A 13,814-nucleotide genomic window follows, 5' to 3' on the forward strand; every position below is an offset into this window, starting at 1 on the left:
GTGCGCGTCTGGTGATACAAACCAATACGCTCTTCCTCGCCCAAATTCCTGCTGAGTCGACGCAAATGGACAAGCTTTTGTGCGCTCTTACCATGACAATTTCGCCCAATTTGATATGTTGAAGAGGATGAGCGAGGCGGAGGGATGGATGTGGATCTTCAAGCCTTTTACGAGAAGCACGGGTTTGCGCGCCTACACGAGTGGACGCTGCCCCCGCGAGAGGCTCGGTATGAGCAGGTCTCGTCGCTCGCGGCGGACGTGGAACCGGAGACGCGCCGGTATCTCGAGGCCAGCTATCTTCGAGGGTTGTATCGGCATCAGGTGAAAGCCATCCGCGCGGCGTGCCGAGGAGAGAACGTGTGCCTTGCCACCGGAACGGCCTCCGGCAAGAGCGCCCTGTTTTTCGCGGCCGGGATCGACACCATGGCGAAACGGTACAAGGCGCGCGTGCTCGCCATGTATCCCACGCGCGCGTTGGGGCGGGAGCAGGCCGATCGATGGCGGCAGGCCATCGCGGCATCTGGAGCGGACTGGAAGGTCTGTCTCATCGACGGCGGGGTGCCGATGACGGAACGGGAGTCCCTGTTGCGCGAGAGCGACGTGATGGTCATGACGCCGGACGTGGTGCATACGTGGTTGTTGCCGACGCTTTCCTCGGCGGCCGTGCGGACGTTTCTCACGCACCTTCGCCTGGTCGTGGTCGACGAGGTGCACACGTATTCGGGCGTCATGGGGACGAACAGCGCGTTTTTGTTTCGGCGGCTGGCGCACGTGGCGGACGCGCTGGGCGGGGCCTTTCGCATCGTGTGCGCGTCGGCCACTATCGCGAAGCCGGAAGAGCACGTCGCAAAATTGTTTGGGCGAAGGTTTTGCGTCGTTGGATCGGAAGACGACACGTCGCCGCGCCATCCGACGAGCGTGGAGTTTGTGGCCCTTCCTGCGGGCGGCGATTTGCTGCAGGCGGTGGCACTTCTCCTTCGCCACATCGCGGGCCAGGGGAACCGCGCCATCGCGTTTCTCGACAGCCGCCAGCGGGTCGAGATCATCGGATCCATCCTGCAGCGCCAGGACGAGGAAGAGGCCGACGATGACGAGGTGGTGGGCCGGCGCTTGCGGGAACTGGAGCAGGTCGGGATCCTGCCGTATCGATCGGGGTATGAGGAGGCGGATCGGCAAGCCATCCAGCGCGAGCTGACCTCGGGCACGCTGCGGGGCGTCGTGAGCACGAGTGCGCTCGAGCTCGGCATGGACATCCCGAACCTCGACGTCGCCGTGCTCGTCGGCGTCCCGCAGTCGCAGACAAGTCTCCTGCAGCGCATCGGGCGCGTCGGGCGCCACGGGCCAGGGCACGTCGTCATCCTGCACGCCCAAACGGCGCTCGACGACGCGGTGCTCGCGAATCCGTCGCTCCTCTGGCAGCGGCCGCTCACCGAGGCCGTGCTCTACCTCGATCACCGCCGGGCGCAGTACATCCACGCGATGTGCCTCGCCGGGATCGGCGGCGAGCACGATCTCGCCCTCAACCGCCGCCCGGGCGATCCGGACGCGTTTCAGCTGTCCCAAGCGGCGGAGTGGCCGGATGGCTTCGCTGAATTGTGCCGGGCCGAGCGATCCGGCCAGATCCCTCCCGAGTTTGAGACCATGCGCATTGAGGCAGGCGACAGCCCGCACCGCACGTATCTCCTGCGCGACATGGAGCGGCGCTTCACGGTCGAGCGGCAGGCGGCAAACGAGTTGGACAAGCTCGGGGACCTGTCGATGTCCCAGGTGATGCGCGAGGCGTACCCCGGCGCCATCTACCGCTACATGGGCCGTTGCTACCGCGTCGTGCGCGTGTATCATCCGTCGAGCAAAATCGTCGTGCGGCCCGAGAAACAGTACCACACGAAGCCGAGCGCCGTCCCGCCGCGCATTTCGCCGCAGATCGATCGCCCCGGCACGGCCGTGTATCAGGCGGGCGCCGGCTTCATCGTCGCAAGCGATCTCTTGGTGCACGAGATGGTAACCGGCTTCGTCGAGTATCGTGGCAGGACACTCCGCCGTTTCCATTACCCCATCCACGATGACCCTGATCTGCGCGGCGTCCAGTTCGACATGCCGCTGTTCCAGCGCCGGTATGTGACCCACGGCGTGTCCTTTTTCCACCCCGACCTGCGCGATGTCGATGCCCTGAACGCGCTGATGCCCCTTCTTTTGGAGGCGTACGCCTTCGTCGTGCCCTTCGACACCCAGGACGTCGCCGTCGGCATTGCGCGCGTGAGCGGCGTGCGAAACCATTCGCTGCCGCAGGACGCCCGCCTCATCACGCTCTACGATCGCGTCTACGGCAGCCTGCACCTCGCGGCGCGCATCCTGGAGCCCGGCGTGTTGCCGCGGGTGGCTGAGCAGATGGAGGCATTTTTGCATGCGCGCTTCTGGTCTGAGATCGATCCCGACCTCAGGTCCACCGCCGACGCGTGGGTGGCCTCGCTGCGCGAGCCACTGGTGCCGGTGGGCGGCGAGGCCGAGGCCGCCGCGGCGAGCGAGGGCGAGTCGCGCGTGCGGGTCCTTCTTCCGGGCAGCGTCGGCTACGTGGAACTGGAGGGCCGCCAATTTCTCGTCGACGCCGTGTTTTTCAAACCCTCGGGCCTCCACTACCGCGGCAAGTACCCGGATGACACGTCGCACCAGTCGTGCGAGATTCAGCTCCCCGTGCATCTGGTGGCCGAGATGCCCGGAGAGTCGCGGTGGGGCTTCTACGACATCGAGCGAGGAGAGGTCGTCGAGGATCCTTCCGCCGGCGCGTCGTGACGCAGGCGAGGCGGCGCAACTTCGGTTGCGGCTTCCCCTCATCTCCAGGGAGGTGTGATAGACTAGCTTTCGAGGCTCGCCGACCGGAGCGGCCGGCGGAGGAGCAAATTCAGACACAGGAGTTTTCCAGCATGCGAACGGGAAGGACGTGGCTCGGCGCGCCGGCGTGGCTGTGGTTGCTCGCGCTCGCGCCGCGCCTGGTGACCATCTTCGTGTACGGACCGCATCTCACCATTCACAGCGACGACGAAGGTTACTACCGAAGCGCGCTTTGGCTCCTGCAAAAGGGCACGTTCTCGTATTACACGCCGGACGCGCCGACGGTGCACATGATGCCGGGCATCACGCTCTTGTTGGCCGGCATCATCTGGGTGTTCGGGGCGGGGACCGTCGGCCTGTATGCGGGAAAAATCCTGTTCACCCTCATTGCGACGCTCGGCATCGCGGGGATCTACCGCGCGGTGAGCCGGATGACCCGGCCTTGGGTCGGCGCAGTGGTCGCCGCGGCCATCGCGCTGTATCCGCCCGAAGTGCTGGTGGACACGCTCTTTCTCACGGAGCCACTTTTCATGGCGGCCTTCGCCTGGATGTTCGATTTCACGTTCAAAGTCGCGGAGTCCAGGCGGTTGCGGGACGTGCTTGGGCTTGCCATCACCTTCATGCTCGCCATCTACGTGCGGCCGAACGTCGCGCTCTGGATTGTCTTCGCGCTGCTCTACTTCCTGATGAAGGGCTATCCCCGCCCGCTGCTCTGGCGCCACCTCGGGGCGGCCGTGCTGGTCGGGCTCATCTTCATGGCGCCATGGTGGATTCGGAACGAGATGGTGTTTCACCGCTTGATCCTGTTCACCGACGACAGCTGGAACCCGCTCCTTCTCGGCACCTTCGAGGGCTACGGCTATCCGCCTCCCACCAACGAGGGCGCCATCGAGCATCAGTTGCTGCGCGAGTACCCGAGCCTGCGGCCGCAGTCCATGCACGAACTGACGTGGTTTCGCCTGCAGAAGCAGATTGCCTTCAAGCGCATGGGTGAATGGCTGAAGACGAACCCGTCCTCGTTCTGGACGACGTACCTTTGGCTGAAGCCGCAGATTCTCTGGCTGCGCGCGTACCTGCCCATTCCCATCTTCGGGATCACGGAGGCCTCGCTTCGCGGGCTGCAGACCTGGGTGGTCGACGCGTCCATCGTGGGACACTTCGTCGCGATGGTCTTTGCCCGCGGGCGGCGGAGGGAGATCTTGCTCATCTGGCTCACGCTGCTCTACTACACGGCGGTGTTCTCGTTCTTCTTCGCGTTTGAGCGGTACAACGTGCCCATCGATTGGCTGATGTTTTCGGGCGTGCCCGTGGCCGTCTGGGCGCTCCTGCGCGCCATCGTGGGCGAGGAGCGCAAGGGGGCCAGGGCGAAGTCGGGTCGAGGGCGATCGCGCCGCCGCACTTCCCGCTGACGCGGCGTCCGATTCCGGCGCTTGGGGCTCGCGAGCGCCGTTCCGCGTGCTCCTTCGTCGCTCTTGCCTTCCGCGGCCCGCGTCATGGCCCCCGGTCCACCGCCTCGGCGCTTTTTGTCACTTCGGCTGCGACGAGGTTCTCAACCCAAGCCGCCGCACGTGGTACTGCATGCGCTGCCGGCTGATGCCGAGCGCCTGCGCCGCGTGGGTCAGGTTGCCCGAAGCCGCTTCGTACGCCCGGCGAATGGCGTCGTCCGAGGGGCGCGCGGCGCGCGCCACACGCTCCAATTCGCGCGGCGCGCCTTCACCGAGGAGCGGATGCGCGGATCGCAGCATCTCGGACGTGATTTCGCGCGCTTCCGGCCAGAGGGCCAGGGCGGATCGCACGGTCTGCTCGAGCTCGCGCACATTCCCGGGCCAGTCGTGGCTCGTCAAAAAGGCCATCGCGTCGCTCGAGAGGCGCACGGCGCGCGCTTCTCCGTACCTGCGCAAAAACGCCTGGGCCAAAAGCGGGATGTCCTCAGGCCTTTCCCGAAGCGGCGGCAGGTGAATGGCGATGGCGCCGATGCGGTACAGGAGATCCGGCCGCACGAGCCCGCGGCTCAACGCGGCGCTTGGCGGCACGTTCATCGCGGCGATCACGCGGACGTCCGTCTGGACGGACCGCCTCGCGCCAATCGGCCACACCTCGCCGTCCTGGAGGGCGCGCAACAGCTTCGCCTGCACGGAGGGGGACATCGCGTGCACCTCGTCGAGCAACAGCGTCCCCCCGCAGGCCAGCTCGAACACGCCCGCGCGATCCACGGCGCCCGTGAATCCGCCCCGCCTCGTGCCGAAGAGCACACTCTCCGCGAGCCCCTCTGGCCAGGCCGCGCAGTTTTGCGCCAAAAACGGGCCGTGCTTGCGCGCGCTCGCCCCATGAATGGCCTGGGCGAACAGTTCCTTGCCCGTGCCCGTCTCGCCCACGAGGAGGACGGGCAGGTCCATCCGCGCCGCGCGCTCGGCGAGATCGAGCGCCCTCTGCATGGCCCGGCTCTCGCCCAGGATGTCCGCGAACGAGTATCGGCGCCTGATCCGCGCGTCTGCCGCTTCCTGCGCGCCTCCCGCCTCGCGCGGCACGGCAATCTCCATCGCGCCGATGATCTCGCCCGCGATGACCACCGGCTTCGTGCGATTCTGCGTCACGACGCGCCGCCCGTTGCGCGCCACGTACACCTGCTCGTCAATCTGCACCGGATGCCCCGTCTTCAGCGCCCGCCAGAGCGTGCTCGTCTCCTCGTCGAGCTCGTACAGTTCGAACACGTTTTTCTCCAGCACTTCGTCCGGCCTGTACCCGTCGATCTCGCCCATCACCCGGTTGTAGACCCGCGTGCGCCCTTCGCGATCGACCGCGTGAACGCCGACCGGCGCGAATTCGAGGATCTCCTGATACAGCTTCCACACGTCCGCCACCACGCTCGGTTCCATGCGCTCGCCTCCTTGCCCGCAGTCGTTTTGCGTTTTGCGCGCCGATTTTGCACCGTCAGAATCATCATACACCCGCGCGGCGCGGTCTGGCACTTGGCACGGCGCTTGCTCCATACCTTGAGGCAGATTCGCTGAAGGAGGCGGTGCACGATGGCGAACGTGAAGACGCTCCCGGGGGCGGCGAGCGCACCCCACCTGCAGGACGCCGAAACGTATTTGGCGCGCGCGTATCGGCCGTTCCTGCCCGCGATGATCGCGAAGGCGGAGGGAAGTCTGCTGTACGATCTCGACGGCAACCGATACATCGACTTCGTGGGCGGCGTCGGCTGCCTGAACGTCGGACACAGCCACCCGAAGGTGGTGGCGGCCGTCGTGGAGCAGGCGAAGCGGTTCACGCACACGGACTACACGATGTTCCCGTACACGTCGCTCGTCGAACTGGCGAAGCGCCTCGCGCCGAAGACGCGCATTCCGAACGCGAAGGGGCTTTTCTTCAACTCCGGCGCCGAGGCCGTGGAGAACGCGGTGAAGATCGCCAGATGGGCGACGGGGAGGCCGGGCGTGATCGCGTTCGACGGGGCCTTCCACGGGCGGACGTACATGGCCATGAGCCTCACCAGCAAGCTGCACCCGTACAAGGCGCACTACGGCCCGTACGCGCCGGAGGTGTACCGGCTCCCGTACCCGAGCGCGACGCACGGGCCGCGTCTCGATGAGTTCCGGCGGTTTCTCGACCGGGCCGCGGTGACGTGGTTCGATCCGACCCAAATCGCGTGCGTCATCGCGGAGCCCATTCAGGGCGAGGGTGGGTACATCGTGCCGGTGGAAGGCTTCTTCCCTCTCTTGCGAGAATTTTGCGACAAACACGGGATCCTGCTCATCGCGGACGAGATCCAGACCGGCTACGGGCGCACGGGGCGGTTTTTCGCCATGGAGCACGAGGGCGTGGTGCCGGATCTCATGACGTGCGGCAAGTCAATCGCTGCGGGGCTGCCGCTTTCCGCCGTGTTCGGCCGGGCCGAGATCATGGACGCGCCGGCCGAGAACACGCTCGGCGGCACGTATGTCGGCAACCCGGTAGCCGCAAGCGCGGGGCTCGCGGTGCTCGACGCGATGGAAGAGGAGGGGCTCGTGGCGCGGGCCGAGGAGGTCGGCGCGCGCATCCGCGCGAAGCTCCTCGAACTTATGCGCGAGTGCCGGTGCATCGGCGACGTGCGCGGGCGCGGCGCGATGCTCGCCGTGGAGTTCGTGCGCGATCGCGCCACGATGGCGCCGTACCCGGAGATGGTGGCGAGGGTTCTGCGCCTCGCCATGGAGCGGGGGCTCCTGCTCATGAAGTGCGGCGTGTACAACAACGCGATTCGCTTCCTGTGTCCGCTCAACATCCCATGGGACGTGCTGGACGAAGGGCTGGAGATCTTCGCGGCGGTGGTCCGCGAGGCGAAGGAGCGTGAGGCGCATGCATCGGTTTGAGCCTTGTCTGAATTTCATCGGCGGCAGGTGGCGCGAGCCCAAGACGGGGCAGTACGGGGACAACGTCAACCCCGCAAACGGCGAGGTGCTCGGGGTGTGGGCGAGATCGGGCCCGGACGATCTCGACGACGCCGTGCGGGCGGCCCGCGAGGCGCAGGCCGCGTGGCGCCTGGTGCCCGCTCCGGAGCGCGCGAAGGTGCTGCGGCGCGTCGCGGATCTGCTGCGGGATCGCAAGGACGAGATCGCGCGGACGCTGACAATGGAGATGGGCAAGGTCATCGAGGAGGCGCGCGGCGAGGTGCAGGAGGCCATCGACATGGCCGAGTACATGGCGGGCGAGGGGCGAAGGCTGTTCGGCCAGACGACGCCCTCGGAACTTCCCGACAAGTTCGCCATGAGCGTGCGCGTTCCGGTGGGCGTGGTGGGGATCATCACGCCGTGGAACTTCCCCATCGCCATCGCGTCGTGGAAGTCGCTTCCGGCCATCGTCGCCGGCAACGCCGTGGTGTGGAAGCCCGCGGAGGAGACACCGCTCACCGCGCGGGCGTTCGTGGAGGTGTATCAGGAGGCCGGGCTGCCTGCGGGCGTTCTGAACGTGGTGTTCGGCGATGGCCCCGTGGTCGGCGAGGCGATGCTCCATCACCCCGGGATCGACGTCATCTCCTTCACCGGATCGACGGAGACGGGGCGGCACATCGCGAGCCGTGCGGGTGCGAATCTGAAGCGCGTGTCCCTCGAGATGGGCGGCAAAAACGCCATCACGGTGCTCGCCGACGCGGACCTGGACCTCGCCGTGGACGCCATCCTCTGGAGTGCCTACGGCACGAGCGGCCAGCGGTGCACCGCGGCGAGCCGCGTGATCGTGGAGCGCGAGGCGGAGGAAGCGTTGCTCGCTCGCTTGCTGCCGCGCGTGCAGGCGCTCCGCGTCGGCGACGGGCTGGATCCGGCCGTCAACGTCGGGCCCGTCATCCACGAGGAAGCCCTCGCGAAGATCGACCGGTACGTGCGGCTCGGCGTGGACGAGGGTGCGCGGCTCTTGACTGGCGGCCGCAGGCTGACGGAGGGCCCGCTGGCGCGCGGCTTTTACTATGCGCCGACCGTGTTCGCCGGCGTCCGCCCCGACATGCGCATCGCGCAGGAGGAGATCTTCGGCCCGGTGCTCTGCGTGATGGCCGTCGACTCGTTCGAGGAAGCCATCCGCGTCAACAACGGGGTTCGCTACGGGCTCTCGGCCAGCATCTTCACGCGCGACGTCAACCGCGTGTTTCGCGCCATGCGCGATCTCGACACCGGGATCGTGTACGTCAACGCGGGCACGACGGGCGCCGAAATTCACCTGCCGTTCGGCGGTACCAAGGCCACCGGAAACGGGCACCGAGATTCCGGCCAGGCCGCCTTGGACGTCTTCACGGAGTGGAAGACCGTGTACGTCGATTACAGCGGCCGGCTGCAGCGCGCGCAGATCGACAACAACTGACGACAAGGGCGCACCGCCGCTCCCAGGCGATGCGCCCTCGCTTCCTTCCTCCATCACGACCAGTACGCCCGCATCGATCCCGCCATCTGCAGCGCGGACTGGATGGGCGACTCCGCGCTGTTGGTGGTCTGAACCTCGTACACGTTCCCGTTCTGGCTCCAGATGACCGTCACCGTGACATTCGTTCCGGACGGGTTTTGGTTGTCCACAATCACCCGCCCAATGCCGTCCGAAGAAGGCAGGGAGGTGCTCGAGAGCGCGTTCACGAGCTTGTCCACAATCGGCGTCGGCGGCACCGACGTGTTCTCGTTCACCACCTGGAAGTTCCAACCGTTGTCCGACCAGTAGACGACGGTCGAGTTGCCCACGGTCGCCATTTGGGCGGAGTGGTTGTTCGGCAACAGAATGCCCGTACCGCCCGAGGGCATCGCGCCGCCGTGCACGGCGCTCGCGAACGAGGAAATGTTCGACGCCGCCTGGCTCGTCGAGACGAAGTGATCCACTTCGTACGAGGCGTACGGCTGCCCGCCCGTCAGCAGGTCCACGTGATAGCCCGCGAGAAACTGGGGACCGTGCGCGCTCGGCTGCGTGTTGTGCGCGCTGTACGACGTCGATCCGCCTCCCGCCGGCTGCGGCACGTAGGTCGGTGCGTCCGCCCCTTGGAACCCGTTCTCGCCGAGGCTCGTCATGGCCTGCCGCACGATGGCCGGGAACGCGCCGGCGTCGGCCGGCTGCGATCCGCCCTGCGACGAGTTGCTGGTGTTTTGCGTCGACGTGTTGTTCTCCGCCGCGTTGGTCGTCGAGCCGTTGCTTGTCAAGTTCGACGTGTTGGCGGTATTGTTCTGCGGCTCATTCGTCGCGTTGGTCGTGTTGTTCAGGGGCGGCGGGCTTCCGCCCGACGATCCGCCTCCGCAGCCCGTCGCAAGGAACAGGGTCGCCGCCACCGAAAGCAAGGCATAACCGTAGGTTCTGGGTTTCGGCATGTTGAGATCCTCCTCGTGGTGTGAAGCGCCGGCGCGGGCGCGCCTCCCTGGCCCACGCGAATCGTACCTCTCCTCAGATCTCTTCGACACCATCCCCCATTTTCCTGTCCGTGTCTTTGTTCGTCACCGCTCTCTATTTCCCGAGAAATGTCGACGGCGAGCGACAGGGTTCGCAGGATTTGGTCGATGCGCGGCGTATTGTTCCAGCATATGTGCCATGCATTCGAATCCAGCCTCATCCGCCCGCAGAATCCGGAGGTGCTCGCCGTTTGCTTCGCCCTCGCGCTCTCGCAAAGCTCGGCGCTCTGTTCGCGCTGCCGCTCGCCGCGGCCGCTCCCGCGTATTTCGCTGCGTCTCCGCGCGCCTTTGCGTCCATCCAGGCCGCTGCCGCCACCACGGGCTCGGTCGGCGCACTCGTCGTCCCCGGCGTGGGGCAGGTGTCGGTTGCGTGGTGGCGGGCAGGTGGGCACGTGTATGCACCGCTTTCCGCCTGCGTCGCCTGGTTCAACCTCATGCACGTCCCCCAAGCTTTCACGTCGAGCGGATGGGTGGTGGGAGATCTCCCGTCGTCCTCGCAGGCGGCGCCAAGCTCCAATTCCGGGCCGCTCTACCTCTGGTACTGGCAGCCCGCCCACGGCGACGAGGTCACGTACGCCGGTCCCATTGATGCGAATGCCATCGTGAAAGGCGGTCAAATCTACGTGGATGTGGACGCGCTGCGGCAGCTGTTGGCTGCGTTTCACGTGCAGACGCGGTGGCAGGGCTCGCAGTTGGCCGTGATCGATCCCGTCCCGCAGATGTCGCTGCCGCCCTCGGGCGTTGCCTCGTCGGCGTACCAACAGCCGGGGGACCTCTGGCCGGAGCCGTGGTTCTACGGAGAATCGGGCGTCACCTCCTCGGCGCTCTACAATCCGCTGACGCCGGTTCTCCCTCTTCGCCTTCAGACTCAGGACGGTTTCTCGGGCGAGGCGATGATTACGGTCAGGTCCGAGGCCCAGCCGGACGAGATTCACCGCTACAGCGCCCGCATGGTGAGCGGCGCGCTCGACGCCACCATCCGCCTGCCTTTCACCGGGCCGCTGTACGTCGAAGTGGATGAAGTTCTGAACGCGTCGTCGCTCAAGCTGCGCCCCCTGGCCTACAGCCGCGCCATCGAGTCCGCGGCGCCGAGCCTCTCACTCCAGAGCCTCGGGCTTCTCCAGAGCTGGTTTGTGAACGACAACGAATCGCCGCAGGTGGCAGCGCTCGCGGCTTCCATCGCGTATCCGAGCGGCGGTGCGCGGGCGCTCTCGCCGCAACAGGTGGATGAGAAGATCCAGGCCATCTCGGACTGGGCGTCGCTGCACATCTGGTACAACTGGCCCGCCTACCTGAACGGTCAGGTTCCGTGGCAGCAGATGACCACCACACTGTCGCTTCACTACGGCGTGTGCCAGGACATCTCGGGCGTCGCGGCGGGGCTCCTGCGCGCGCTCGGCATCCCGGCGCTCGTGGTGCAGGGGCAGGGCCTGGGTGAACTCGGGTGGGGACCTCACCAGTGGGACGAGGCGTGGGACGGGCGCAGGTGGGTGGTCTTCGATCCGACGCTCGACGCCGTGTACACGAGCGATCAAGGCATCTCTCCGCCGTCGTCCGTCACGCACGACGATTTCGATCCGCCTGCGGTCGTGTTCGCCCAAAACCACCGCGGCGGCCAAATCGCCGATTGGTAAAGCCGTACCTCGAAGAGGCCAAGGAGGGGATGTTTGTGAACGTGAATCGATATGCGGAAAACCCGCTCATCACCCCGAAGGACGTGCCACCTTCGCATCCCGATATGCGCGTCATTGGCGCGTTTAATGCAGGCGTGGCTCGCGTGGGCGACGAGACGGTGCTCGTGCTGCGCGTCGCGGAGCAGGCAAGCGCGGACGAGGACGCCGTCGGCGTGCCCGTCTACAACCCCGCGCACCGAACGGTCGAGGTCCACTGGTTCAAGCGCTCGGATCCGCACTACGACTTCTCCGATCCGCGCGCGGTGCGCCGCAAGGACACCGGCGAGACGGTGTGGCTCACGTCCATGTCCCATCTGCGCCTCGCGCGAAGCCGCGACGGCCGCCACTTCACCGTGGAGGAGAAGCCGTTTCTCGCTCCCGAGACCCCGTACGAGGCGTTCGGCGTCGAAGACCCGCGGGTGGCCGAGATCGGCGGCGTTTACTACATCACTTACACCGCCGTGTCCGATCACGGCGTCGCCGTGGGCCTGGCCGCGACGCGGGATTTTCGCCACGTCTGGCGCCTCGGCCTCATCCTGCCGCCGGAGAACAAGGACGTGGTCCTCTTTCCGGAGCGCATCGGTTCGCACTACTACCTGCTCCATCGCCCTGCGCCGCGGGGCCTCGGCGAACTCGACATCTGGCTTGCGGAATCGCCGAACCTGCGCGCCTGGGGCAATCATCGCTTTCTGCTCGCGCCGCGCAAGGACAGCTGGGACAGCCTGCGCGTCGGTGGGGGCGCCGTGCCCATCCGCACGGACAAGGGCTGGCTCATCCTGTACCACGGCGCCAACGAGAAGAACGAGTACGCCATGGGGGCTTGCCTCGTGGATCTCGGCGATCCGTCGCGGGTCCTGGCGCGATCGGCCGAGCCCATCCTCAAGCCCGAGGCGCTGTACGAGCTGGCGGGCTTTTTCCGCGGCGTGGTGTTCTCCTGCGGGGCCTGGGTGGAAGGCGACGTCGTGCACATGTATTACGGTGTGGCCGACGAGTCGCTCGCGGGGGCGGACCTTTCCCTCCGCGACATCCTGGATAGCCTCGCCTGAGGCGGCCCGCGGCGTCCGCCTGTTCGGTCTCGCGCAGCCACCGCTTTTTTAGAGAATTTTTGATGTCGTGGCCGTCTTTTTCTTGTATATTGATCTTTAACAAGCGATAGGTGGTGGAATGCAGTTTGGACCAGGAAATCTTGTATTTGACGCGATCCGGCAAGGACCTCGCGCGCAAAACCCGCCGCTGGCTCCGCCAGCACCCGGAGGCGACGCTCGGCGAAGTGGCCGAGCAGGTGCGCGAGCTGTTCCAACTTCGCGATCTCGGCGATCTCGCCGACCGCCCGCTGCGCGAATTGCCCGAGTGCCGCTGGATTGTCCTCGGCGAAAACGATAGGGGCCGCATTGAGGTGCAGAAGGACGTGGCCGGCATGGGCGACGTCCGCTACGTGGAGACGAAGGGCTGAAGTCCGCACAGGAAGACGCGAAACAGGGTGCCTCCGCACCGCGGGGCACCCTGTCGCGTTTCACATCACCCGCTTGCCGAACAGCGATTCCAAGAGTTCCACGGCCATGCGGCCCGTCTGGTTCCGGTGATCCAAAATGGGGTTCACCTCGACGACGTCGACCGAGAGGAGCTTGCCGCTCGCGGCCAACAGCTCCATGGCGAGATGGCCCTCCCGGTAGGTGAAGCCGCCGTTGACCGGCGTGCCGACGCCCGGGGCGAACATGGGGTCGAGGGCGTCGAGATCGAGGCTCAGGTGGATGCCGCGCGTGCCGTCCGACGCGATGCGAATGGCCTCCTGCATGACCGCGTCCATGCCTCGACGATCGACGTCCTGCATGGTGAACACGTGAATGCCGGACCGGCGAATCAGCTCGCGTTCCTCGGGATCAATGGACCGCGCGCCGACGAGCACCACGTTCTCCGGCTTCACCTTCGGGCGAATCCCCCCGATGCCGGTGAGCGCCTCGTGGCCGAGGCCGAGGCTCGCGGCGAGCGGCATGCCGTGGATGTTGCCCGACGGCGTCGTCTCGTCCGTGTTCATGTCGCCGTGCGCGTCAAACCAAATGACGCCAAACGGCTGCCCTGCGCGTGCGATCCCGGCCAGGCTACCGATGGCGATGGAGTGATCGCCGCCCAGAATGACGGGCGTGTGCCCGCCCTTCAGCACGCCGTCCACCTTCTCGCAGAGCGCCTCGCAGACCGAGACCACCTCGCGCAGGTACTTCAGCTTCTGGTGCTCAATCTGCCTCGTTTCCGGCGTCGGTACCGGCACGTCGCCGAGATCGGACACCTCATAGCCGAGCCGCTCGAGCTTCTCCTTCAGCCCCGCGTAGCGGATGGCGCTCGGGCCCATATCCACGCCGCGGCGGTTCTGGCCGTAGTCGGACGGGACGCCGATGATGTGAATGTCTTTCATGCCTATCCCTGCTTT

Annotated in this window: 10 protein-coding genes; 7 read left to right on the top strand and 3 right to left on the bottom strand. The window is 66.5% G+C overall.

Annotated features, from left to right (window positions below):
• Window positions 1–144 precede the first annotated feature (144 nt).
• Entirely contained in the window at window positions 145–2,790 is a 2,646-nt protein-coding gene (locus AACI_RS01680) for a DEAD/DEAH box helicase (RefSeq protein ID WP_148213716.1), read from the top strand.
• A gap of 131 nt (window positions 2,791–2,921) precedes the next feature.
• Window positions 2,922–4,238 carry an ArnT family glycosyltransferase gene (locus tag AACI_RS01685; RefSeq protein WP_012809746.1) on the top strand — a complete coding sequence of 439 codons (1,317 nt, stop codon included), beginning with the start codon at window positions 2,922–2,924 and terminating at the stop codon, window positions 4,236–4,238.
• A gap of 117 nt (window positions 4,239–4,355) precedes the next feature.
• On the opposite strand, the gene AACI_RS01690 is transcribed toward AACI_RS01685, so the two are convergent.
• On the bottom strand, window positions 4,356–5,705 hold the full coding sequence (locus tag AACI_RS01690; RefSeq protein WP_012809747.1) for a sigma-54 interaction domain-containing protein: 1,350 nt from the start codon (window positions 5,703–5,705) through the stop codon (window positions 4,356–4,358).
• A gap of 150 nt (window positions 5,706–5,855) precedes the next feature.
• Between AACI_RS01690 and gabT the strand changes: the two genes are divergently transcribed.
• Both gabT and AACI_RS01700 read left to right on the top strand, forming a co-directional pair.
• The gene (gene gabT, locus AACI_RS01695; RefSeq protein ID WP_012809748.1) at window positions 5,856–7,178 is read left to right on the top strand and encodes a 4-aminobutyrate--2-oxoglutarate transaminase; all 1,323 of its coding nucleotides are present in this window, start codon (window positions 5,856–5,858) and stop codon (window positions 7,176–7,178) included.
• Window positions 7,165–8,655: an aldehyde dehydrogenase family protein gene (locus tag AACI_RS01700; RefSeq protein WP_012809749.1), complete on the top strand. Its 1,491-nt coding sequence runs from the start codon at window positions 7,165–7,167 to the stop codon at window positions 8,653–8,655. The genes gabT and AACI_RS01700 overlap by 14 nt, the downstream gene beginning before the upstream one ends.
• Before the next feature lie 53 nt (window positions 8,656–8,708).
• On the opposite strand, the gene AACI_RS01705 is transcribed toward AACI_RS01700, so the two are convergent.
• Window positions 8,709–9,638 carry a hypothetical protein gene (locus AACI_RS01705; protein WP_012809750.1) on the bottom strand — a complete coding sequence of 310 codons (930 nt, stop codon included), beginning with the start codon at window positions 9,636–9,638 and terminating at the stop codon, window positions 8,709–8,711.
• A gap of 269 nt (window positions 9,639–9,907) precedes the next feature.
• Between AACI_RS01705 and AACI_RS01710 the strand changes: the two genes are divergently transcribed.
• From AACI_RS01710 to AACI_RS01720, 3 genes are all read left to right on the top strand, one after another.
• Window positions 9,908–11,350 carry a transglutaminase-like domain-containing protein gene (locus AACI_RS01710; RefSeq protein ID WP_012809751.1) on the top strand — a complete coding sequence of 481 codons (1,443 nt, stop codon included), beginning with the start codon at window positions 9,908–9,910 and terminating at the stop codon, window positions 11,348–11,350.
• A gap of 29 nt (window positions 11,351–11,379) precedes the next feature.
• On the top strand, window positions 11,380–12,435 hold the full coding sequence (locus tag AACI_RS01715) for a glycoside hydrolase family 130 protein (protein ID WP_041707206.1): 1,056 nt from the start codon (window positions 11,380–11,382) through the stop codon (window positions 12,433–12,435).
• A 125-nt stretch (window positions 12,436–12,560) separates the two neighbouring features.
• On the top strand, window positions 12,561–12,842 hold the full coding sequence (locus tag AACI_RS01720) for a hypothetical protein (RefSeq protein ID WP_012809753.1): 282 nt from the start codon (window positions 12,561–12,563) through the stop codon (window positions 12,840–12,842).
• Window positions 12,843–12,902: 60 nt separating this feature from the next.
• Here the strand turns inward: AACI_RS01720 and rocF are convergent, their stop codons facing one another.
• Window positions 12,903–13,799: an arginase gene (gene rocF / locus AACI_RS01725; RefSeq protein WP_012809754.1), complete on the bottom strand. Its 897-nt coding sequence runs from the start codon at window positions 13,797–13,799 to the stop codon at window positions 12,903–12,905.
• Between the last annotated feature and the right edge of the window lie 15 nt (window positions 13,800–13,814).

The organism is Alicyclobacillus acidocaldarius subsp. acidocaldarius DSM 446 (assembly GCF_000024285.1).
Lineage (GTDB): Bacteria > Bacillota > Bacilli > Alicyclobacillales > Alicyclobacillaceae > Alicyclobacillus > Alicyclobacillus acidocaldarius.